Origin of the sequence: Vibrio sp. 10N.261.55.C5, assembly GCF_041470505.1 — a bacterium.
Taxonomy (GTDB): Bacteria; Pseudomonadota; Gammaproteobacteria; order Enterobacterales; family Vibrionaceae; genus Vibrio; species Vibrio crassostreae_C.
Genome location: NZ_JBFRMS010000046.1, coordinates 21,454 through 44,112 on the forward strand (window position 1 = coordinate 21,454; position 22,659 = coordinate 44,112).

The following is a 22,659-nucleotide window of genomic DNA, read 5'->3' on the forward strand; positions in this document are numbered from 1 at the left end:
AATAGCTAATCGCGAACAACGAATAATAAAGTAAGCCCCAAAGTTGACGGTATGTAAGGTTTCTTCATACCGTCTTTTTTACTCTCTTTTTTACTTCATCTCATGACACGCCTTGGTTGCTAATTTCGCTGGTCATCAATCGATCTGGTCATCAATCACGCTGCTCATCAATTGGAATCGTCAGCCCAACCTTGACGTTATCCATCACCACATTGGTTTGAAAGCTCTTGATATTGGCATTGTCAAAGAAGGCTTCACGAGTGAAATTGTCGTAACCCTCCATATCTGCTGCCGTGACGATTAAGATAAAATCAGAGCTACCTGTGACGTAATAACATTGCTGCACAGAACGGTTCGAACTCATCTCTTTTTTGAAGTTGTGCATCAAATCCACGCGCTCACGTTCAAGTGTTACCTGAACGATAAACGTCATTCCGTGACCGACCGCTTTTGGATTGATCACTGAGACATCAGCCTGAATTACTCCTTGTGCTCTCATGCGTTTTAAACGGCGCTGAACGGCAGCGGGAGAGAGCCCGACTTTCTCAGCAATCTTGTCTGATGTTGCTCTATTTGAGTGTTGTACGATGTTGAGGATCTTCTTGTCGAAACTGTCGACCACCAATGCAGGCTGTTGTGTCATACCCATACTTCCCAGTATCAATTTGTAAATTAATTGTTTCTTTTCTACCAGTGTGTGATCGAGTTAAAGGTATTTGGCTCCAATAATTAATCACAGAGGTTTGAGAACAAAAAATCACTATAACGCAATAAAAAATGCGGAATTTCCGCACAATAAGGTATTCGTTTAATGATAATCCTTAAAGTTATCGGTGCATTATTAACCTTGTGAACGAAATGTAAAGTTCAAATCGACAGAGTTTTGAAGTTTACGTGATACATGTTGTTAACATTTGTTGAGTGTTGATATTGGCAGCTCAAGGAGTTGGAAAGTATGAAATCTGCAACCGCTACTTTACAGTTTGAATTAGAAAAATTGGCACCAGCAGGACGCGTCGGTGTGATTGCGTTAGCGACAGATTTCAATATTGAGCGTGATTTAAACACGTTGTTTCCAGACGATGTACAGTCGTTCACCAACCGAGTTCGAAACTATAATCCATTGACGATAGAGAACCTGCGAAAGATGGAGCCAGGAATCGCTGCTTGCGCTGATGCCATCCTTCCGGATACCGAATTAGATGTGGTGATTTATGCCTGTACTTCCGGCACCGTAGCGATTGGCAGCGAACGAATTACCCAGCTCATTCATCAGTCTCGCCCAAACGCTGCGGTAACGAATCCGGTGACTGCGGCCTTAGCGGCTTTCGACTGCTTTAAAGCGAAGCGTATCTCGGTATTAACGCCTTATACCGAAGCCGTGAATCAAGACGTCGCGGCATTTTTTGAATCGCTAGGCATTGAGGTATTGAGCATCGCTGGCTTTGATTTTGAAGATGACACCGCGATGACGTTCATTGACCCAATGGACATTAAACATGCCGCACTACAAGTTTGCGCCCCTGAAGCGGATCTTCTGTTTATCTCTTGTACGGCACTGCGTGCAGCATCGGTGATTGAATCCATTGAAGTGGAATTAGATAAGCCCGTTGTTAGCAGCAATCAGGTATTGGCTTGGCATTCGCTTCAGTTGATGAACTACCCCATACCCATAAAAGGTTTCGGTGCACTGCTAGAGCACCATCTTGAGCCAACCTCAGATAATTACCGTTGTAACGACCTTTGATTCAAGCTGCTTGCTTCGTGTTTACATTCAGCAGCCAAGCTAACTCCACATTTTACGTTAATACAAAGAATGACACTTTGGGACTACTACTATGCCTTCTACTTTCTCGATCAAACCAGACCAATTGTCTTCGCAGCTTATTCAAAGCATGACGGAGTGGCGTCAACATTTACACCGTTTCCCTGAGTGTGGCTTTGATGTGAATCTGACCTCCGATTTTATCGCTGACAAGTTACACAGTTTTGGTATCGAGGTAGTGCGTTACATTGGTAAAACAGGATTAGTTGGGATACTTCGTTCAGGATCGAGTGAAGCGAGCATTGGTCTGAGAGCTGATATGGATGCTCTGCACATTCACGAGCAAAACAACTTCGCACACTGCTCACAACACGATGGAAAGATGCACGCTTGTGGTCACGATGGACACTCCGCAATGTTGCTTGGCGCTGCAAGCTATTTAGCCGAGGCCCCAACCTTTGATGGCACTGTGTATTTCATTTTTCAACCCGATGAAGAGCACGGTTGTGGCGCGCAAGCGATGATTGATGATGGCTTGTTTGAGCGATTCTCTATTGATGAAGTGTATGGCGTGCATAATTTCCCCGGCTTAGCGGAAGGTGAATTGATGGTTCGTCCCGGATCATTAATGGCTAGTGAAAGTAGCTTTGAGATTACCATCAATGGCGTGGGTGGACATGCTGCTCTGCCGCACCAAGGCGTCGATCCTTTAGTCGTTGGTTCGCAAGTCATTCTTGGTCTGCAAACCATAGTATCTCGCAACCTTAGTGCGATCCACGACACGGCTGTAGTCTCTGCGACCGAGTTTATTACTGATGGCACGGTTAACGTTATCCCGACCCAAGTAACCATCAAAGGTGACTGCCGCTGCTTCACTGAGTCTTCTCTCGATCGAATCAAGCAAAATATGGAGCGAATCGTAGCGGGCATTTGTCAGGCGGCAGGTGCGACCTACGAATTTGAGTTTATCAATACCTTCTACCCAACCATCAACAGTGATCAACAAACCCAATATTCGGTTGCCGCCGCGCAGAAGGTGCTCGGTGTCGAGAAGGTTAATGACGCCTGCGATCCACTGACAATTTCGGAAGATTTCTCAAGCATGTTACGCGTTAAACCGGGCTGTTATGTGCTGTTGGGTAACGGCACGGAATCGGTCGGTGGCTGCGCATTGCACAACCCTGAATATGACTTTAATGACGGCATCTTAAAGCTCGGTGCGAGTTACTGGATTCAGTTGGTGAACGATCGTTTAGCAAGATCAATTTAGAAACACTTATTCAGAAACAATGAATTAGAAGTAACAACTCAATTAGAAGTAATAAGTAAAGGAACAGATTCAGCAGTGACGGATTTGGCACTGCAAGATGGCTGACTTTAAACGGAGTTTATTGTCGACACAGCCAAAACTGAAGCGCGTGAAGTGACCAAGGTCATCAGCGTGTAATTAGGATAATAAAAAGGAAAGACAGGATGAAACGATTAGGCGTAGCACTGCTAAGTTTGAGCATGGTTTTTGGCGTTCATGCCGAAACATGGAAGTTTGCTTCAGAAGAGGACAAAACAGACGTTCAAGATATCTATGCGCAAAAATTTGCGGAAGTGATTAAGAAGGAATCTGATGGCGACATCCGTGTTCGCATCTATTACTACGGTCAACTGGGCACAGAAAACGACATCGTAGAGCTGGCTGCTAAAGGCACGATTCAGTTTGTGTCTGTTGGCGCGGGTCACTTAGGGTCTTACGTACCTGAAGTTCAGGCGGTGAGCTTGCCGTATGTACTGGGTACCAATGAAGCAATCACTCATAAGGTGTTAACGGAAAGCCCGACCATCTACAACAAATTGGCACCTAAGTTTGAGAGCGTAAACCTAAAGCTGTTGTCGATGATGTCTGAAGGCGAAATGGTTTGGGGCGGTAATAAACCTATTCGTACTCCTGAAGATTTTGCGAACCAGAAAATCCGTACTTTCACTTCAACCATTCCTGTTGAAACCTACAAAGCGTTTGGTGCAACACCCACCCCTCTTTCTTGGGGTGAAGTGTACGGTTCACTGCAACTAAAGACCATTGATAGCATGGTTAACCCTATCTACTTCATCTACAACGCCAAGTGGCATGAGGTTCAAGATTACCTAATGTTCCCAGGTCAGCAACCTTATGTGAGTACCGTTTCGACCAACAGTAAGTGGTATAACGCTTTGTCTGAAGAGAAGCAAGCCATGGTCGACAAAGCAATCAAAGCGGCAGATCAAGAGGCTTACGACTATCAGATCCGCATCAACAAAGAGAACATGGACAAGATCTTGAAAGAGCGTCCAAACATGCAAGTGGTTGTCTTGACGGATGAAGAGCGTGAGCGCTTCAAAACACTAAGCCAGAAGCTGCACACGACATACTACGACGTAGTGGCGAATGCTTACCCGGCGGGTCAGAAAAGCGAAGCTCGTGAGGGGGCGAAAACCATTCTCGAAGAGATCCTAGGTGAAGTGAAGGCTGCTTCAGCAACGCAATAGAAAGCGTTAGTAAGGATGATAGTTATCCGTTGATATGTGTTAGCGGATAGCTTATCCCAACCTTCTCCAAAATAGTGGCAATGGACTCGTGTCACTGAACGAAGTATGGAGCACTGCCTGCTATGAAAGAACTGCTACATAAAATAAGTGTCGCGACAGAAAAGCTAGAGCGCTTTCTGATCATGACAGCCATTCTCGCGATGATGATCAACTCTACTGCCAATGCGATTGGTCGTTACGCCTTCAATAAAAGCCTGTTTTTTTCAGAAGAGCTCAATCAGTTTCTGATTGTCTCTGTTACCTTCGTCGGCTTCGCTTATGCGGTGCGCCAAGGTCGAAATATTCGTATGACAGCGGTCTACGACTCCTTGAGCACTAAAGCTCAGAAAATTCTCACAACCATCATTGCGTTATTAACTGCAATGCTGATGTTTTATCTCACTTACCATGCGTTCTTTTACGTTAAAGAGCTGAAAGATATTAACCGGTTAAGTCCAGCCTTACAGTTCCCTGTGTATTGGGTATACGCGATCATTCCAATTGGTTTTTTTATTGCCGGGTTGCAATACAGCATGAGCTTCTTGATGAACTTATTGCACAAAGAAATCTACGTGTCATTTGACGTGATTGAAAATAGAAACACAAAAGTAGGTGAGTTCGAATGAGCGATGTTGCACAGTTTTTCTCGGACGTTATTGCCGGCGAATTAGATATTTATGTCATCACATTTACTCTTGTCTCTGTGATGGTGATTTTGCTGTTTTTGAGCTTCCCTATGATCGTGCCGTTAGCGGTTGGGGCTTTGATTGGCTTGATTCATTTCTCTCAGGTTGAGCCCGGTGTATTGATTCAGCAGATGGTTACGGGTATCTCGCCGAACGCATTGATTGCTGTTCCCATGTTTATACTCGCGGCCGATATTATGACACGTGGGCACACGGCCTATAACTTACTTGGTCTGATTCAAGCGTTTGTAGGGCATCTGCGTGGCGGGCTGCCGATTACCACCTGCATTAGCTGTACTCTATTTGGATCTGTTTCCGGTTCGACTCAAGCGACCGTGGTGTCGGTTGGGCAAATCATGCGTCCTAAGTTACTGCAAGCAGGGTACAAAGACAGCTTTGTGATGGCGTTGATCATCAATGCCAGTGACATCGCGTTTCTTATTCCACCGAGCATCGGCTTGATTCTATACGGCACTTTAGCCAACGCCAGTGTAGGGGAGTTGTTTATTGCTGGTATTGGTCCGGGCTTAGTGCTCGCTAGCCTGTTCTCGTTATACAGCTATGCCTACAGCGTAAAACACAGCGACACCATCTCTTTGGTTGAAAAGGCCAACACTGCTGAGCGTATTGAAGCGATCAAGAAAGCGATTCTTCCTCTCGGCTTCCCTGCTTTGATTATCGGTGGTATCTATTCTGGCGTGGTCACGCCTACGGAAGCGGCTTCATTTGCCGTGTTGTATGCAATCATTGTTGAGTGCATTTTCTATCGCAAACTTGGCGTAAAAGACATCTGCGACGCGGCGCTGAATACCGGTTTGATTACTGCCGTTGTCTTTGTGCTGGTGGGTGTTGGACAGGCGTTTTCTTGGTACATCTCGTTTGAACAAATTCCTCAGGAGTTACTTGCTCCTCTTAATCTAGAAGATGCTTCACCAGAATACATTCTGTTTGTTATCGCACTGACTTTTTTTGTTGGCTGCATGTTCGTGGACTCATTGGTCGTTCTACTGATCTTGACGCCGATTTTCATGCCGATTGTTAATGCCGCAGGGATCGATCCAATCTTGGTCGGTGTGATGGTAACGCTGCAAATGGCCATTGGGTCGGCAACACCTCCATTTGGTTGTGACATCTTTACGGCTATCGCGATTTTCGAGCGGCCTTACATGGAAGTGATCCGTGGGACATTACCGTTTTTCCTTATTTTGATATTGATGTCTGCATTGCTGATTTTCTTCCCAAGTATTGCACTGTTACCAAGAGATATTTTATTCAATTAATTCGTCGAGTTACCCTTATTCAATCAAGGATAGAAATATGAGTATATTGCCGTTAACACCTCCGCAGAGAGGGTTTGAATCAGCAGAACTAGAGCAACGTACTGTCGAGTTACAACAACGTCTACGTGCTCAAAACATCGATGCAGCGTTCTTTACGACCGAACCAGAATTTCGCTATTTCAGTGGCTTCAAATCGCAGTTCTGGGAAAGTCCAACTCGACCTTGGTTTTTGGTTGTGCCTGCGGTTGGCAAGCCTATCGCCGTGGTGCCAGAGATTGGTGTCGCTGGTTTCGACGATACATGGATTGACGACGTGCGCAGTTGGCCGTCACCAAGACCAGAAGACGACGGTATCTCTTTGTTAGCGGCAACGTTGTCTGAAGTATCGAGAGGTTCTCGTCGAATCGGTTCGATGGTCGGCCCAGAAACACATCTGCGTATGCCGGCCACTAACTATGCATTGTTACAGCAGAAGCTAAGCCAACATAGTGTGGTTGATGTATCGCTGATGATTCGCGATATGCGCAGTGTTAAGTCTCAAGTCGAAATCGATAAAGTACGCTTTGCGTGCCAAGTCACGGCGGCGGGTTTTGAGTATCTTCGCCAAAATTTAGCAATAGGCATGACAGAGCGACAGGCGTGTAAAGCCATGCATTTAGAAATGCTGCGTTTGGGTGCCGATGCGTGTCCTTACTTGATCTCGGCATCCGGGCAAGGTGGCTATGACAACATCATCATGGGGCCAACGGATCGTGTACTCTCTGAAGGGGATGTTTTGATCATCGATACGGGGGCTAACTTTGATGGTTACTTCAGCGACTTTGATCGTAATTATGCCTTTGGTCATGCAGCACCTGATACCATCGCTGCCTACGATGCCGTTTATCAATCGACAGAAGCGGGGCTCGCGATTGCTGAGCCGGGACGCACCACTGGAGACGTGTGGCAAGCTATGTGGTCGGTACTCGAAAAGAACGGCGCACTTGGCAACGATGTGGGTCGTATGGGGCATGGTTTAGGTATGCAGCTTACAGAGTGGCCATCACATGTGCCTAACGGTGATGTGATCTTAAAACCGGGTATGGTGTTAACACTTGAGCCGGGCATGGCATTTGCGAAAAACCGCATGATAGTGCACGAGGAAAACATCGTCATCACAGAATCTGGCTGCGAGATGCTGCATCAAAGAGCTTGGCAGTCGATGCCGATTATAGGCGAATAAACCGCAGTTAGTTACTTTGTTAACCCTTCTATTCATCCCAAATTAAGACCGCTATTTGAATAGCGGTTTTTACATTCAACTTCATTCTCAAAATGAGAATTCTCAACTAGATAATCATAACCTTCTGTTAAATAAAGTTTTATTTTTCGGCACTATACTTGCTCCATTCCTCTTTACTCGTTTATGGCTAGTTGAAAGAGGGAACATAATGAGAAATTGGAATTCAGTCATACTGCCCAGTTGTTTAATGCCGTGTTTTGCGATGGCGCTGACAACTGCGGATCTTTCCTTTGAATCTGGAGCAGATGCGTCAAACTATTCGGTAAAAGGTAAACCCAACAATACTTATTCGATAGCCGATTCACTCCCACAAGATGTACTAACCAACGTTTATTCGATGCTCCCTGAAGGCAGTACGGTGAACAGTGCGTTTATTGCGCCCGAGCGTTATTCGAGCATTGATATTGACGACGAGTTGAATGGTGCAGAGTACGCAACGGCGAAAATCACGTTCTTGAATGAAGGGGCGGGTTATCGAAACTCTCTCGGTTACTTTGTGTTTGATACCAACAATCCACCGGCGACCAAAGACGACATTAATGCGCATGTGATTGTGTTTCCCAATACGTCCGTTGCTAGTGTTGGTGAGATGCAAGAAGGCGACACGATTGATTTAAGTGTCCAACTTACTGCTGGCCAAACATTGGCTTTCTTCATTATCTCTAATGGTTGGGGGTGGGAGGGTTCTTATAACAACATCCCGTGGCTTGGCGGTTGGGGAACGCCTTTTTACAGCTACCCTCCAATCAACCCTGAAGCAACCGCAGTGAACAGAAGACACAATGTTGCCTTCCTCGATACAGAAAATGAGTTCCTAGTACTTGGCTTTGAGGATATTTATCGCCCTAGCGGAGATAACGACTTTAATGATTTGATCTTCACTGTTGAAGTGTCACCTTTTACAGCCATTGATGGGGTCAATGAAGATGGTACGACAGATTCTAAATACGAAGTGCTGGTGCAAGAGAACAAGGATGTGGTGTGGCGTTACCGAGTGACAGAGCAACTCAATGGACAGCGAGAACTTAAAAACTTAACCATAGATTACACACTTCAGGCGATGGGGGCTGGCTATTCCAATGGCTATGCGTTGAAACTGCCGAACGTTCTACCTGCTAACGTGGCATCAACAACATTGACTCGAAATGGGGTTGCTGTTGGTCATACCATTCTCAAAGAGGGGAGCAGCGAAACGATTCTGATGGTGTCTGAAGATCTGAGAGTTGAGCTAGAAAACCTAGGAGAACTCACCGAAAACTGTGTCTTCTACCGAACACAAAGCGCATGCTCTGAACAGCAAAATGCTGATGCTCTCAACTATCAATTGTACGTCGAGTTTACGTCTCCAGTATCGCGTGATGAAATCGGATATCCACCTTATGACTCATTCATTTTTGCGGCTGAAGATATGTACCACGGTGATTTTGTTGGCACTCCTCCAGGTATGACATGGCAAACTCACCTCAAAGCGTTTTCTGGCACCAGTGACATGAATAATGCCTTGTTCAATAGTCACGATGACCGTTCTTCGGGCTCTGAATCGTTTAAGACCAGCAACAACATGCCTTGGGTGATTAACATCCGTGATGAATGGGACCACCCTGTCGAGTACATTGACATCAGTGAAGCTTATACGTCGTTCCCTACATGGGTAACCAGCAGTGGTGAGACAGATGGCGAGTGGTACAAGGCATCGATCACCAATAAAATTATTTCAGCGACGGACGAGTAGGAGAGCACCATGAATTATACAATCAAACGATTCACCATCAGTTCTTTGTCTTTGTTAGTCGCAGCCTGTGGCGGCGGGGGAAGCTCAAGTGCTGCGCCAGCTCAAACACCATCGGCCACCCCAACACCGGCTCAGACGCCCGCTTCTCCTGCTCAGCCAGCCGTTGCAGCAATAACCGACACTTCGGAGATTGTTGCGCAAGCTGGGTTTTCGTTTGATGTCGGTGAGAAGATCAGTTTGTCGATGGATTACTCGGGAACTACTCCGGGAGCGCTGCACTTGTATTCCGAGTCGGCATTTGTGATGAGTAACGGTGATGTTGTCGCTGACCCATTGTCTAGAATCACAACGGTGTACCCAACTCAAATCGATGTGGTGGAATTAGAAGTGAATGGAAACTGGAAGCGAATCTACGCTCGTTGGGTGCCGATGAGCAGCAGTGAACAAGAGCAAAGTTGGGTAATTTCACTGGATCAATCGAGCAATAGTTACCACTTGGCTTTTTAGTTGAACCAACCACACTTTATTATCTCAATATTGGCGATAAAAATGAGAGCACCGAACTTACTTGTGGTGCTCTCTTTGTATCTGATTTTCATTTTTACTCTTCATCAATCACATCATCGACTTTCCCTCCCAATACACAAATAACGATGCCTATTCGCTGTGTCTCGCCCTATTTCGGCACAGAAGATAAGCGGTTGAAGTTTGTTCAGAATAAGCAAAAACATTTGACCAATAACTATCACACCTCAAATCTTTAATTGTTTTTGTTAGTGCTCTAAATGATATTTAATTTATTGTTTTATAATGTTTTTTGCTGATTTGAATGCTGTATTGTTACGAGTTTGTTTTAAATAATCATTTGAACCCTAACTAAATTTCTGTCATTTTATATTTAACTGAACGTTCAATATAAAATAAAAGGGCTAAGAAATGCCGAAGGTTGGGATGCCTGATATACGTAAACCACAGCTTGTTCAAGCCACCATGACGGTGATTGATCGAGTGGGTTTGCATGCCGCGAGTATTGCGTTGATCAGCAAAGAAGCGGGAGTCTCCACTGGCATTATTAATCACTATTTTGGTGGAAAGCATGGGCTGCTCGAAGAGACCATGCGTGAAATCCTTCGCCAACTTTCCAATACCATCACCACGTCACTAAAAGCACTTCCTGTTGATGCTCACCAACAGAGAATTAACGCGATCATCGATGGTAACTTCGAAGGTTACCAAGCAGAAAATAAGGTCGCGAAGGCGTGGTTGGCATTTTGGTCATATTCAATGCATGACGAGCAGCTGAAAAGACTGCAACGTGTGAATGAAAAACGTTTGATTTCACACTTACGTCTTGAGTTGAAAGGTATTTTGAATCATGAACAAGCGGATCTCGTTGCTCACGGGATTGCGTCTCTGATTGATGGTTTGTGGCTGAGAGGCACACTAAACCCAGATGGTATCGATGCTCAAAAGGCGCGTGCCATCATCAATGACTATCTAGATAAGCAACTTACGTTCTACTCGTGTCATAGCAAATAGATCGCAGTGGTAGCGTTAGACCTTGAGCTAGACCTAGAGCAAGAGCTAGAACGCCCACTATTCGCACCCAATACTCACATATAGACCAGTAGAGTCTAATAACAATAATTAAGTCAGAATCTCAAATGGAAATGAACTCGTTATACATCGATGGCGCAGCGGTTAAAGCAACCTCTGGTGAAACCTTTGATAGCATTAACCCTGCCAACGGTGAACCTATCGCGACGCTTGGCCAAGCTTCTTCAGCTGACGTTGAAAGTGCGATTGAATCGGCGAAGCGCGGGTTTGCGGTATGGTCAGCAATGACAGCCGTAGAACGCAGCCGCATTCTTTTAAAGGCGGTAGAGATACTTAGAGCTCGAAATAATGACCTTGCGAACCTTGAGGTTGTCGATACGGGCAAGCCGTTACAAGAAGCGATCGAAGTGGATGTGGCGTCTGGCGCCGACGTTATTGAGTATTTCGCAGGGCTAGCACCTACGCTGCAAGGCGATCAACAACCTCTTAGTGAATCTCAATTTTTCTACACACGCCGTGAACCACTAGGTATCTGTGCGGGCATTGGCGCGTGGAACTACCCTATCCAAATCGCAATGTGGAAATCGGCTCCAGCACTCGCTGCGGGTAACGCGATGATTTTCAAGCCTTCAGAAGAAACGCCGCTAACGGCGCTCAAGCTTGCAGAAATCTTTACTGAAGCTGGTCTTCCTGATGGCGTGTTCAACGTGGTTCAGGGCGATTACCGTGTTGGTCAGATGCTAACGGCGCACCCAGAGATCGCAAAAGTGTCGTTCACGGGCGAAACCGGTACCGGTAAAGCGGTAATGGCAGACAGCGCTAAGACGCTGAAATCAGTCACCATGGAACTTGGCGGCAAGTCACCGATGATCGTGTTTGATGATGCGAAATTGGATGATGCAGTTTCCGCTTCGATGGTTGCTAACTTCTACACCCAAGGCGAAGTGTGTACTAACGGTACCCGTGTTTATGTACACGAAAACATCTACAACGCATTCATCGATCAACTTAAAACACGCACTGAGAAGCTGATCATTGGTGATCCAATGGACATGGATACTCAGATCGGCGCGTTGATTTCTAAAGAACACCTTTCAAAAGTCCTTGAAGCCATTGAGCTAGCTAAACAGTCGGGTGCAACCTTGCTGACGGGCGGCTATCAAGTGACGGACAACGGCCTCGAAAACGGTAACTTTGTTATCCCAACCGTGTTTGTGGATTGCGAAGATAACATGCCTCACGTTCAAAAAGAGATCTTCGGCCCTGTAATGTCAGTGTTGAAGTTTACCGACGAAGACGACGTGATTCGCCGCGCTAACGACACCAAATATGGCCTTGCGGCAGGTGTGTTCACGCAAAACCTTTCTCGTGCGCACCGTGTTATTCATCAAATGCAGGCAGGTATTTGTTGGGTGAACACGTGGGGCGACTCACCAGCAGAAATGCCGGTTGGTGGTTACAAGCTTTCGGGTGTTGGCCGTGAAAATGGACCAGAAACCCTACTTCACTATACGCAGACTAAGAGCATTCTTATTGAACTTGGCGACTACGCCAGCCCTTATGCCTAACGCGTAACACTCAATTTTATGGGTTAGCCTAACAGAGCTAGCCCTACTGACTCATCTCAGGGAAATCAAAAACATGGGACAACGCTACGATTATATTATCGTCGGCGCGGGTTCGGCCGGCTGTGTGTTAGCGGATAGGCTAACGGAAAGCGGTGAACATAGCGTTTTATTACTGGAAGCTGGTGGTACGGATAAGAGCATTTTTATCCAAATGCCAACCGCGCTTTCTTACCCAATGAATACTGAAAAGTACGCTTGGCAATTTGAAACAGAGAAAGAACCGGGCCTTGATGGACGTGAACTGCACTGCCCACGTGGCAAAGTGTTAGGCGGCAGCTCATCAATTAACGGCATGGTTTATGTTCGTGGCCACGCGTGTGATTTTGACCAATGGGAAGAAGAAGGCGCTGCGGGTTGGAACTACCAAGCATGCTTGCCTTATTTCCGCCGTGCTGAATCATGGAACAAAGGCGGTGATGAATACCGTGGAGACAATGGCCCTGTCGGCACTTGTAACGGTAACGATATGGAGCTCAACCCGCTTTACCAAGCGTTCATCGATGCAGGTAAAGACGCCGGTTACCCAGAAACCAACGACTACAACGGCTACCAGCAAGAAGGCTTCGGCACTATGCATATGACGGTAGACAAGGGTGTTAGAGCCTCAACCTCTAACGCTTATCTACGTCGAGCATTGAAGCGTTCAAACCTTACCTTGAAAAAAGGCATCGTGGCGCGTCGTTTCTTACTTGAAGCACAAGACTCAGAAGGTCAATCAGGCCTGAAAGCAGTTGGTGTTGAGTTTGAAAAGTCAGGCAATACTCAAGTGGCCGTGGCGAACAAGGAAGTGATCTCTTCTGCGGGTTCTATTGGCTCGGTTCAACTGCTGCAACTTTCTGGTATCGGCCCGAAAGCGGTACTTGAGAAGGCGGGTGTTGAGCTTAAACACGAACTCAGTGGCGTCGGTGAAAACCTACAAGACCACTTGGAAGTGTACTTCCAATATCACTGTAACGAACCCATCACGCTCAACAGCAAGCTTGGTTTAGTCAGCAAAGGCATGATTGGCGCAGAGTGGATTTTGACTCGCAAAGGTTTGGGGGCCACTAATCACTTTGAATCGTGCGCGTTCATTCGTTCTCGCAAAGGATTGAAGTGGCCGAATATTCAATATCACTTCCTGCCAGCAGCGATGCGTTACGACGGACAAGCGGCCTTTGATGGACACGGCTTCCAAGTTCACGTTGGGCCTAATAAACCAGAAAGTCGCGGTACGGTAGCGATCACTTCTGCTGACCCGCATGCCAAGCCAGAGATCATTTTCAATTACATCTCGACTGAGCAAGACCGCCAAGATTGGCGCGATTGTATTCGTCTAACGCGTGAGATTTTGTCGCAACCTGCGATGGATGTTTACCGTGGCGAAGAGATTCAGCCAGGTCTGAGCGTAACTTCTGATGAAGCGATCGACGAATGGGTTAAGCAGAACGTTGAAAGTGCTTATCACCCTTCTTGTGGCTGCAAAATGGGCGCTGATGATGACCCAATGGCGGTACTTGATGAAGAGTGTCGTGTTCGCGGCATTGATAATCTGCGCGTGGTCGACTCCTCTGTTTTCCCTGTTATTCCAAACGGTAATTTGAACGCACCGACCATTATGGTTGCTGAGCGTGCTTCCGATTTGATTCTAGGTAAGCCCGTTCTAAAAGAGCAAAACGTTCCGGTATGGATAGCACCGGAATGGGAAGAAACACAAAGAATCAATAAGCCAGTACGAGAAGCGTAAGTATCTGTTATTGTTTAAAAAATAGCAAAAGCAGCAAAGAATAAAAACAACAAGTAACAAGCAAAAAATAACAAAACTAATTAGTCAAAAGTCAGAAGAACTGCTCTCTATCGGTGTTGATATCGAGCAGCAAAAGGAAAGATAAAAAGGAACCATTATGACGACTCTAAATATTCAGAACGTGAAGACAAAAACGTTAACAGCACTAGCCATCAGCTCATTTGCATTTGGTGCTAACGCTTCTATTGAACCACAGCAATGTGAAAACGTCCGCTTCGCTGATGTAGGCTGGACTGACATTACCGCAACAACCGCCGTTACTTCTGAACTATTAAAAGGCCTTGGTTACAAAACCAAAACCGACCTACTTTCAGTACCGGTGACATACTCTTCAATGGCGAACGGCGATATTGACGTATTCCTAGGCAACTGGATGCCAACCATGGAAGGCGATATTGCTAAGTACCGTGAAGAGGGCACGGTTGAAACCGTTCGTGCCAACCTTGAAGGCGCAAAATACACGCTAGCCGTACCAAAATACGTGTACGACTCAGGTGTAAAAAGCTTCGCCGACCTAGCAAAACATGCCGACAAATTTAAAGACCGCATCTATGGCATCGAGCCGGGTAACGACGGTAACCGCCTAATACAATCAATGATTGATTCTGACGCGTTTGGCTTGAAAGATTTCAGCCTAGTGGAATCAAGTGAAGCGGGCATGGTGTCGCAAGTATCTCGCGCTGCTCGTCGTAGCCAGTGGATCGTTTATCTAGGTTGGGCGCCGCACCCAATGAACAGCAATGTTGAGATGGAATACCTATCAGGTGGTGACGACTTCTTCGGCCCTAACTACGGCGGCGCGAATGTTTACACTAACGTTCGTTCAAACTACCTGTCTGAATGTGCAAACGTCGGTCAACTTCTGCAAAACCTAGAGTTCACACTAGAGATGGAAAACCAGTTGATGGAAGAGATTCTTAACCAAAAAGTGAAGCCAGAAAAAGCGGCTCAACAATGGTTGAACAATAACCCTCAACAAGTTGAAGCTTGGTTAGACAACGTAAAAACGCATAAAGGTGAATCAGCGACTCAAGCCGTTACTGAATACCTAAAGCAAGTTAAAGCTTAGTTCTACCTATCTCAACAGCTACATAAATAATAAAGGTGGGCTTGCCAATTTATCGATTGGTTTGAAGTAGCCCACCCATAATAAAAGGCAATATTGTGAATTTTATTACGGAAAACAAAATCCCTGTTGGTCAATGGATGGAAGCGGGTGTTGATTGGCTAACAATCAATGCAGCAGGATTCTTTGACGCTATTTCGATTTTTCTAGAAACCGTCATTATGTTTTTAGTCGATGTATTTAAGTGGATGCCACCGGCTTTACCAATCGTGATGACCGCGGCGATTGCATGGTATTTACACCGTAAACCCTCGCTTGTGATTTTCGTGGTTGCAGCTTTGCTGACTATTTTAAACCTTGGCTATTGGCAAGAAATGCTGGAAACCTTTGTTCTCGTCTTTGCGGCGACAACGATTTCCGTATTAATTGGCGTACCGGTTGGCATCATGGCTGCGCATCGCCCTTGGTTATATACGGTGCTTAGACCCATTCTTGATTTAATGCAGACGGTTCCAACGTTTGTGTATCTGATTCCGACTTTGGTTTTATTCGGTTTGGGCATCGTTCCTGGCTTAATCTCGACCATCATATTTGCCATTGCCGCGCCAATTCGTTTGACCTACTTAGGTGTCACCAAAGTACCTGAAGAGTTGATTGAAGCGGGTAAAGCGTTTGGTGCCAGCCGCATGAAATTGCTGATGAAGGTCGAATTACCGGCGGCTCTACCAAGCATCATGGCAGGTGTAACCCAATGTATTATGTTGTCGCTTTCGATGGTGGTTATCGCCGCTCTTGTCGGTGCTGACGGACTTGGTAAACCTGTTGTTCGTGCATTGAACACAGTGAACATCTCACAAGGTTTTGAAGCTGGATTAGCGATTGTATTAGTCGCAATCATCCTTGACCGCTTGTGCAAAACACCAAACCAGAAGGAAGCTTAATCATGTCTAACTCTCAGGAAAAAAAGACAATGGACGCGATTACCATTAAGAATCTCGATGTTGTGTTTGGTAATAAATCGAAACAAGCGCTTGAGCTACTCGACCAAGGTAAAACTCGCCAAGAGATCATCGATGAGACTGGCCAAGTGGTTGGCGTAGACAATGTGTCGCTGACCGTTGAAGAAGGCGAGATTTGTGTGCTGATGGGGTTGTCTGGTTCTGGTAAATCATCTTTGCTTCGTGCAGTTAACGGCTTGAATGAGATCAGCCGTGGTTCACTGACAATCAAAGACGGTGACCAACAAGTCGATTTAGCGCAATGCGACGAAGCGACCTTGCGTCATCTTCGTACTCACCGCGTTTCTATGGTGTTCCAAAAGTTTGCTTTGATGCCATGGCTTAATGTATTAGACAACGTAGCGTTTGGTCTTGAAATGCAGGGTGTAGCGAAAGATGTTCGTCGTGTAAAAGCGCGTGAGCAATTAGAAATGGTCGGCCTGGCGGAATGGGAAACCAAATTTCCACATGAGCTTTCCGGCGGCATGCAGCAACGTGTTGGTTTGGCGCGTGCGTTTGCAATGGACACCGACATTCTGTTGATGGATGAACCGTTTTCGGCGCTTGATCCACTGATTCGTGCTCAGCTGCAAGATGAACTGATCACGCTGCAAAACAAACTCAACAAAACGATTCTGTTCGTGAGTCACGACCTAGATGAAGCACTGAAGATTGGTAATAACATTGCGATCATGGAGTCAGGAAAACTGATTCAACATGGTAAGCCTGAAGAGATCGTACTGACGCCAAAAACCGAATACGTAAAAGACTTCGTTGCTCACACCAATCCATTGAATGTGCTTAAAGGTCGCTCTTTAATGCAGCCTCTTGATTCACTGACGCAAGAGAATGAAAGCTGGAAGATCTGCGATTCTAAAGATCTTTGGATTGAACAGAGTGAAGGTGCTTTCTCAGTGAAAGGTGAATCTACTTTGGCGCTTGTTGAGTGGAGCGAGTCTGACGACCTAACCGCGATTAACGCGTCGAGTGTGGTAGTGACAAGCCCGGAGATTGGTATGCGTGATGCGATTAAGCTTAAGCAGATCAGTAACCACCCAATTCTGTTGGTTGAAAACAATCAATTGGTCGGGATTTTGGATAACAGCGAGTTTTACAACGCACTAACGGGTAACTTTCAGATGAATACCGCTGCGTAAAATTTCGTTTTTCAGTTTAGCTATTGAGGCTGGTTTTTTATTGGGTGGAGAGGGTTAAATCTCTCTACCTCTATGATTATTAAAATATATTATTCTTTGAGTTTGTATTCTCTGGTTCATTATTTTTGTCTTCATTGAAGCGTTCATTCCCCCTTCATTAAGCAAAAGTGCCGTACCACGCAAGTTTAGTGGTATAGAAAAGATTGAGAATAGTATGAACATCAGTACAATGCGGAAAAATCAATGAAGTAATTTATCAATTTACAGTGTAATTCGAGCATGCGTGACGTAATCACTCGAGACATTTCATCGCTTCGACGCTGTAAAACCATTCACAGTATATTAGTACAAAGGTCTGCATCTTGGACAAACATGACGAAATCCTGGTCGCTATTCGCCAAATTATTCGCGCTATCGATTTACACTCGAAGAAGCTGAGTAAAGAGTATGGTTTGACTGGCCCTCAATTAATCTTAATGAGAGCAATCCAAGAAATGGGTAATGTGACAATCAAAGAATTGTCTAATCAGACCAATGTAAGCCAAGCAACGACGACGACGATCATCGACCGTCTTGAGTTAAATGGCTATGTACAACGAGTACGCAGTTCATCGGACCGCCGTAAAGTACACGCGAACCTGACTGAAAAAGGTCAAGAGTTGCTAAACAATGCGCCACCGCCGCTGCAAGATAACTTCGTTAAAAAATTCCAAAACCTAGAGACGTGGGAGCAAAGCTTACTGCTTTCTTCGATGCAGCGTGTATCAGCAATGATGAACGCAGAAGACATCGACGCTGCTCCAGTGCTTCAGCTTGAAGGCATTGCAAACGTAGCCAAAAGCTAACGTTAGTTTTAAATTGTCTATTTAAAACAAAAAACTTAAAGAGTTATTAAATGGTCGCATTAAGCGGCCATTTTTGATCTCACCATGTGAGATTTCTCGTTATACCGCCTGTTCGTTACACCCTCCTATTTTAAATCGCCCTGGGTTTTAACCCTACGTTGTAACCACCCTATTTATTTGTATTCAAAAATGCATTGACGATTCTCTGACAATAAAAGTATAGACCGACCGGTCTGCTTTGTATTATTGTGTGCTCATCTTAACCACGAGGTGATGTATGAAATACGAATTGACGCCAACACAAATGACCATGACGTTGAACAACATGCAGGGAGCTTTTGCACAGAACCCGATGCCAGCGGTATCGGTGAGAATTGAGCAGTTGCTTGCACTTAAATCTGCGCTTATCGATTACACAGATCGTTTGTGTTCAGCCGTGAGTGAGGACTATGGTCACCGCAGTCGACAAGACACTTTGATGGCCGACATATTGCCTTGCATCGGAAATATTGATCACAGCATTGAGTGTTTACCTCATTGGTCGACATCTTCGATTCGTCATTCCGGCCCTTTGCTTTCAACCTCTCGTGTTGAAGTGGTTTATCAACCCAAAGGCGTTGTCGGGATCATTGCTCCGTGGAACTTCCCGATCATGTTATCCGTCGGCCCGCTTATTTCGGCGTTGGCAGCGGGCAATCGCGCCATGATCAAGATGAGTGAATTTACCCCAGCTACGAACCAAGTATTAAGAGCGCTATTGGCGGAAGTCTTCCAATCCGATGAGGTGTGCTTGGTTGAAGGTGAGGTAGAAATCGCAGCCGCATTTTCGGCGTTGCCGTTTGATCATCTTCTGTTTACGGGGTCAACCCAAGTGGGTCGCCAAGTGATGAGGTCAGCGGCTGACACGCTAACTCCAGTCACACTAGAGCTAGGTGGTAAGTCACCGGTTATCGTTGCAGAAGACATGCCAATTGATATCGCGGTTGAGCGAATCATTTATGGTAAGAGCCTCAATAACGGGCAGGTGTGTGTGGCTCCTGACTATGTATTGCTACCTGAAGGGAAAGTTGAATCTTTCATTCAAGAGTATAAAAAACAGTACCAATTGCTGTTCGATGAAGGGGTGTATTCCGAGAGTTTGACGTCCCTAATCAATCCTCGTCAATGCGATCGTATTGTCGGCTTGTTGAATGAAGAGCAACAAGCAGGAACGCGAACCGTCGCTTGCCATGACGAAGCGATGGACTTAGATAACCATCGTTTGGTGACGCACCTAATTGTTGAACCAAGCCTGTCATCCAAGATGATGAACGAAGAGATTTTCGGCCCACTATTACCCTTGATTACGTATCGCAATATCGAAGAGGCGTTCCAAGTCATCAATAGCAAACCAAGGCCGTTAGCGCTTTATCTAATGAGCTTTGATTTGAGCTTACAAGCTCAGGTTAAACACCAAGTTCATTCCGGCGGAATGTGTATCAATGACTGTGTTTTCCATTTAGCGGTTGATGACGCACCGTTTGGTGGCATTGGTGAATCAGGGCAGGGCAATTATCACGGTAAAGAAGGTTTCCTTACTTTCTCCCATGCCAAAACCGTCTTGGAAACGGGCTTAGATCATCGAGTTAAGCATCTGTTTTCAAAAGAAGACAACGAATTAAAGACCGCAGTGATGAGCATGCTTGGCAAGTAAATCATTTCTGTCATTACCCAATTTATCTACAAGAAGTTATTTATAAGAAATTATTTTTACGACGTTATTTTAAGAGGTTATTTTTATGTTGGAACGATTTTTTGAACGAACGATGAAAGCGTATTTGATGGTTACAGGATTCTTAACCGCAACCGCTTTCTCTACTTTCCTTGCGCCTGATTGGAGTATGCAAACGCTGTTCTCGTACAACGATACGATGATGGTGAACAAAGAGTATCTTATGGGTACCTATCAACACTGGGGAGTCATGGTTGGCTGTATTGGTGTGTTGTTGATGTTCTCGGCGAAGTACAAATCGCTGCGTACTTCGACCATGATTTACAGTGCATTTGAGAAGTCGATGTTTGTGGGCATATTCTTATACAACGTGTGTATCAACGATTATGAGTGGTTTTATGGTTGGAGCGGTGTATTTGCGCTCGATGGATTTGTGACTGTCTACTCTTTAGTTTACCTGTATTACTACCTCACTAGAGACAAAAGCAAGGTGCCAGCTCATCTTCGTTAATAGTTAATAGTTAATAGTTAATAGTTAATAAGTTGCTCATGGTGACTCAATGACACTTATTCAATGATCACTCACTTATTACTACAGCCCGCATTTGCGGGCTTTTTTCGTTTTGGGGCAATGATCCATAAAGATCTTAATTGACATATCTTTGACATTAACACTCTAGACCGACCGGTTTGTATTGGTTATTGTTTAGTCATCAACTAGAAATGAGGTAAATATCATGACAACCAATAATTTTAACTTTCAACTTAAAACCATTGTTCATGCTCAAGAGAATGGCATTGAAAATATCCCTTCTCTTTTTGGTCGCTTAGGTGCGCAAAGAGTCGTGCTCTTTTCTGATAAAGGCTTGGAGTCTCTTGGTTTTGTTGAGCAGTTCTCGGCGTTGTTTGTAAACGAAAAGGTGAACCAGCCAGGTAATGAACAAGCGGTTCAGCTTGTTGGTGTGTACACCGATATCGCGCCAGACGCGACTTGCGACAACATCAACGCAGCAATTGAGTTTGCAAACAGCGTCAATGCTGATGCGATCTTGTCTGTTGGCGGCGGCAGCGTAATTGATGCTTCTAAAGGTGTGAAATACGCATTTCATAAGAAGATAGATGACATTCGCACCGTGATTGCGGGTGGCGGTCATATGGATGTGTGGCCAAACAATGAAGATATTCGAGTGCCCCACATTGCGGTTCCGACAACGGCTGGTACGGGCGCAGAAGCCTCTCCGATTGCTGTTTTTTACAATGAACATGAAAACATCAAAGCAAGTCTAGTCGCGTCTGGATTGGAAGCCGATATCGCGATCCTTGATCCAACGGTGACCACTAAGCTGCCAGCTCACCTTACTCGTTCTACAGCCATGGATGCGTTAACACACGCTGTTGAAGCGATTGTGTCACCGATGAGTAATGCATTCACCGACGCTTACGGCATTCAGGCTGCAAAACTGATTGTTGAAAACTTACCCTTGGCACTTAAAGAGCCAGAAAATCTAACGGCACGCGGCAACCTTCTTCAAGCAAGCACTATGGCGATCTCTGCATTTTATTCGTCTTTGGGCGGTATTCCGATTCATAACTGTGCTCACGCCTTTGGTGCGATTAGCCACATTCCACATGGCGATGCCAACACGGTACTGATGCCGGTTGTGATTGAAGCTCTGCCTGAATTCTATATGCCGAATGCGGCGAAGTTAGCTCAAGCTTTCTCGGTCGACACGACGGGAACCGATGAGATGGTTTACCAGAGAGTGTTGGATTTCTTAAACAACTTCCAAACCCGTGTGGGTGCGATGAAGCGTTTCAACAGCTGGGACTTTGATGCGCAAGAGAAGAGCAACATTGCAGAAGCGATTGAAAAAGACATCTGTTTTCAGTTCTACCCAATCTCGAAACAGACGATTGAAACCATCATAGAGAAAGCGATTTAAGTCTCTGTCTTAATCGACTGAATGTTATGACCATTTAATTCAGTCGATGATTCAGTCCCTGATTCACTCAACAATCATTACTCGAGAGCCAATTATGAAAATCGAAAACGTATTGCTATCAAGCTTGTGCATCATCGCGCCATTCCTACTTTTCACCTAATTCATTCAACAGGGACGTCGAGACCTTTATTCCCGAGGAGGAAATAAATGATCAATAAACGTTTAACTACCGTGATTCTGACTGGTGTTTTGGTTGTTCTGTTTTTTGCCAAGGCCAGCTTTGGAAGTGAGAGCTTTGAGAATGAAGCAACCATGGATCAATCGCAGCAGCATCAAGATGTTGTGCAATTGTTGGATGAGGCTTACCAAGGGCAATTGGATGCCCAGCTCTCTGTCGCTTACTTATATCTGAGCGGAGATGGCGTAGAACAGAATGATGAAAAAGCCGCGGAGTGGTTCGTCACCGCAGCCAATAACGGTAGCCCTGAAGCTCAAACACAGCTTGGGTTGATGTATATCTCTGGAAGTGGCGTTCAAGCCAGCCAGGCGGAAGCTGTCACCTGGATTGGCATGGCAGCAACTCAAGAGTATGACCCCGCGCTCGACTTATTACATTGGATGTCGCAAGCCGCGCATTAATTCAAATCCTAACTCAGGTTAATCACAG

20 protein-coding genes are annotated in these 22,659 nt (G+C 45.5%); 19 read left to right on the forward strand and 1 reads right to left on the reverse strand.

Features of this window, described 5'->3' with window-relative positions:
• Positions 1 to 151: 151 nt before the first annotated feature.
• Positions 152 to 643 carry an Lrp/AsnC family transcriptional regulator gene (locus tag AB4263_RS16580; protein WP_372098552.1) on the reverse strand — a complete coding sequence of 164 codons (492 nt, stop codon included), beginning with the start codon at positions 641 to 643 and terminating at the stop codon, positions 152 to 154.
• A gap of 312 nt (positions 644 to 955) precedes the next feature.
• Here AB4263_RS16580 and AB4263_RS16585 point away from each other — a divergent pair, with 312 nt between their 5' ends.
• The 19 genes from AB4263_RS16585 (at position 956) to AB4263_RS16675 (ending at position 22,631) form a co-directional block, all read left to right on the forward strand.
• Positions 956 to 1,747 (forward strand): Asp/Glu racemase, encoded by a 792-nt coding sequence (locus AB4263_RS16585; RefSeq protein WP_372098553.1) that lies wholly within the window; start codon positions 956 to 958, stop codon positions 1,745 to 1,747.
• Between the two features lie 91 nt (positions 1,748 to 1,838).
• Complete coding sequence (locus AB4263_RS16590; RefSeq protein ID WP_372098554.1) at positions 1,839 to 3,035, forward strand: M20 aminoacylase family protein; 1,197 nt, start codon at positions 1,839 to 1,841, stop codon at positions 3,033 to 3,035.
• Positions 3,036 to 3,238: 203 nt separating this feature from the next.
• A complete protein-coding gene (gene dctP / locus AB4263_RS16595) occupies positions 3,239 to 4,282 on the forward strand; it encodes a TRAP transporter substrate-binding protein DctP (protein ID WP_372098555.1) in 1,044 nt (347 codons plus the stop codon).
• Between the two features lie 122 nt (positions 4,283 to 4,404).
• Complete coding sequence (locus AB4263_RS16600) at positions 4,405 to 4,947, forward strand: TRAP transporter small permease (protein WP_102432478.1); 543 nt, start codon at positions 4,405 to 4,407, stop codon at positions 4,945 to 4,947.
• A complete protein-coding gene (locus tag AB4263_RS16605) occupies positions 4,944 to 6,287 on the forward strand; it encodes a TRAP transporter large permease (protein WP_372098556.1) in 1,344 nt (447 codons plus the stop codon). Before AB4263_RS16600 ends, AB4263_RS16605 begins: the two co-directional genes overlap by 4 nt.
• A 37-nt stretch (positions 6,288 to 6,324) precedes the next feature.
• A complete protein-coding gene (locus tag AB4263_RS16610; RefSeq protein WP_048610028.1) occupies positions 6,325 to 7,509 on the forward strand; it encodes a Xaa-Pro peptidase family protein in 1,185 nt (394 codons plus the stop codon).
• A gap of 208 nt (positions 7,510 to 7,717) precedes the next feature.
• Positions 7,718 to 9,301: an LruC domain-containing protein gene (locus AB4263_RS16615; protein WP_372098557.1), complete on the forward strand. Its 1,584-nt coding sequence runs from the start codon at positions 7,718 to 7,720 to the stop codon at positions 9,299 to 9,301.
• 9 nt (positions 9,302 to 9,310) lie between these two features.
• Positions 9,311 to 9,808 carry a hypothetical protein gene (locus AB4263_RS16620; protein ID WP_372098558.1) on the forward strand — a complete coding sequence of 166 codons (498 nt, stop codon included), beginning with the start codon at positions 9,311 to 9,313 and terminating at the stop codon, positions 9,806 to 9,808.
• A 429-nt stretch (positions 9,809 to 10,237) separates the two neighbouring features.
• The gene (gene betI, locus AB4263_RS16625; protein ID WP_004732441.1) at positions 10,238 to 10,840 is read left to right on the forward strand and encodes a transcriptional regulator BetI; all 603 of its coding nucleotides are present in this window, start codon (positions 10,238 to 10,240) and stop codon (positions 10,838 to 10,840) included.
• A gap of 125 nt (positions 10,841 to 10,965) precedes the next feature.
• Positions 10,966 to 12,426, forward strand: coding sequence for a betaine-aldehyde dehydrogenase (gene betB / locus AB4263_RS16630; protein ID WP_372098559.1), 1,461 nt, complete (start codon positions 10,966 to 10,968; stop codon positions 12,424 to 12,426).
• A 73-nt stretch (positions 12,427 to 12,499) separates the two neighbouring features.
• Positions 12,500 to 14,212, forward strand: a complete 1,713-nt coding sequence (gene betA, locus AB4263_RS16635; RefSeq protein ID WP_372098560.1) for a choline dehydrogenase — start codon at positions 12,500 to 12,502, stop codon at positions 14,210 to 14,212.
• Between the two features lie 157 nt (positions 14,213 to 14,369).
• Complete coding sequence (locus AB4263_RS16640) at positions 14,370 to 15,341, forward strand: choline ABC transporter substrate-binding protein (protein WP_372098561.1); 972 nt, start codon at positions 14,370 to 14,372, stop codon at positions 15,339 to 15,341.
• 95 nt (positions 15,342 to 15,436) lie between these two features.
• Positions 15,437 to 16,279, forward strand: a complete 843-nt coding sequence (gene choW / locus AB4263_RS16645) for a choline ABC transporter permease subunit (RefSeq protein WP_009845976.1) — start codon at positions 15,437 to 15,439, stop codon at positions 16,277 to 16,279.
• Positions 16,280 to 16,281: 2 nt separating this feature from the next.
• The gene (gene choV, locus AB4263_RS16650; RefSeq protein WP_372098562.1) at positions 16,282 to 17,493 is read left to right on the forward strand and encodes a choline ABC transporter ATP-binding protein; all 1,212 of its coding nucleotides are present in this window, start codon (positions 16,282 to 16,284) and stop codon (positions 17,491 to 17,493) included.
• A 362-nt stretch (positions 17,494 to 17,855) separates the two neighbouring features.
• Entirely contained in the window at positions 17,856 to 18,338 is a 483-nt protein-coding gene (locus AB4263_RS16655) for a MarR family winged helix-turn-helix transcriptional regulator (RefSeq protein WP_004732429.1), read from the forward strand.
• 277 nt (positions 18,339 to 18,615) lie between these two features.
• On the forward strand, positions 18,616 to 20,031 hold the full coding sequence (locus tag AB4263_RS16660) for a coniferyl aldehyde dehydrogenase (protein WP_017093346.1): 1,416 nt from the start codon (positions 18,616 to 18,618) through the stop codon (positions 20,029 to 20,031).
• A gap of 85 nt (positions 20,032 to 20,116) precedes the next feature.
• The gene (locus tag AB4263_RS16665; RefSeq protein ID WP_004732424.1) at positions 20,117 to 20,560 is read left to right on the forward strand and encodes a hypothetical protein; all 444 of its coding nucleotides are present in this window, start codon (positions 20,117 to 20,119) and stop codon (positions 20,558 to 20,560) included.
• Positions 20,561 to 20,786: 226 nt separating this feature from the next.
• Complete coding sequence (locus AB4263_RS16670) at positions 20,787 to 21,992, forward strand: iron-containing alcohol dehydrogenase (RefSeq protein WP_372098563.1); 1,206 nt, start codon at positions 20,787 to 20,789, stop codon at positions 21,990 to 21,992.
• 207 nt (positions 21,993 to 22,199) lie between these two features.
• Complete coding sequence (locus AB4263_RS16675; protein ID WP_372098564.1) at positions 22,200 to 22,631, forward strand: tetratricopeptide repeat protein; 432 nt, start codon at positions 22,200 to 22,202, stop codon at positions 22,629 to 22,631.
• Positions 22,632 to 22,659: the final 28 nt, after the last annotated feature.

Bases quoted from the DNA above. Each gene is read 5' to 3' on its own strand.
- AB4263_RS16600 (WP_102432478.1), top strand. From the start codon at position 4,405: ATGAAAGAACTGCTACATAAAATAAGTGTCGCGACAGAAAAGCTAGAG.
- AB4263_RS16580 (WP_372098552.1), bottom strand. From the start codon at position 643: ATGACACAACAGCCTGCATTGGTGGTCGACAGTTTCGACAAGAAGATC.
- AB4263_RS16675 (WP_372098564.1), top strand. From the start codon at position 22,200: ATGATCAATAAACGTTTAACTACCGTGATTCTGACTGGTGTTTTGGTT.
- AB4263_RS16610 (WP_048610028.1), top strand. From the start codon at position 6,325: ATGAGTATATTGCCGTTAACACCTCCGCAGAGAGGGTTTGAATCAGCA.
- AB4263_RS16660 (WP_017093346.1), top strand. From the start codon at position 18,616: ATGAAATACGAATTGACGCCAACACAAATGACCATGACGTTGAACAAC.
- AB4263_RS16670 (WP_372098563.1), top strand. From the start codon at position 20,787: ATGACAACCAATAATTTTAACTTTCAACTTAAAACCATTGTTCATGCT.
- betB (WP_372098559.1), top strand. From the start codon at position 10,966: ATGGAAATGAACTCGTTATACATCGATGGCGCAGCGGTTAAAGCAACC.
- AB4263_RS16605 (WP_372098556.1), top strand. From the start codon at position 4,944: ATGAGCGATGTTGCACAGTTTTTCTCGGACGTTATTGCCGGCGAATTA.
- AB4263_RS16620 (WP_372098558.1), top strand. From the start codon at position 9,311: ATGAATTATACAATCAAACGATTCACCATCAGTTCTTTGTCTTTGTTA.
- AB4263_RS16590 (WP_372098554.1), top strand. From the start codon at position 1,839: ATGCCTTCTACTTTCTCGATCAAACCAGACCAATTGTCTTCGCAGCTT.
- AB4263_RS16665 (WP_004732424.1), top strand. From the start codon at position 20,117: ATGTTGGAACGATTTTTTGAACGAACGATGAAAGCGTATTTGATGGTT.
- dctP (WP_372098555.1), top strand. From the start codon at position 3,239: ATGAAACGATTAGGCGTAGCACTGCTAAGTTTGAGCATGGTTTTTGGC.
- choV (WP_372098562.1), top strand. From the start codon at position 16,282: ATGTCTAACTCTCAGGAAAAAAAGACAATGGACGCGATTACCATTAAG.
- betI (WP_004732441.1), top strand. From the start codon at position 10,238: ATGCCGAAGGTTGGGATGCCTGATATACGTAAACCACAGCTTGTTCAA.
- betA (WP_372098560.1), top strand. From the start codon at position 12,500: ATGGGACAACGCTACGATTATATTATCGTCGGCGCGGGTTCGGCCGGC.
- AB4263_RS16615 (WP_372098557.1), top strand. From the start codon at position 7,718: ATGAGAAATTGGAATTCAGTCATACTGCCCAGTTGTTTAATGCCGTGT.
- AB4263_RS16640 (WP_372098561.1), top strand. From the start codon at position 14,370: ATGACGACTCTAAATATTCAGAACGTGAAGACAAAAACGTTAACAGCA.
- AB4263_RS16585 (WP_372098553.1), top strand. From the start codon at position 956: ATGAAATCTGCAACCGCTACTTTACAGTTTGAATTAGAAAAATTGGCA.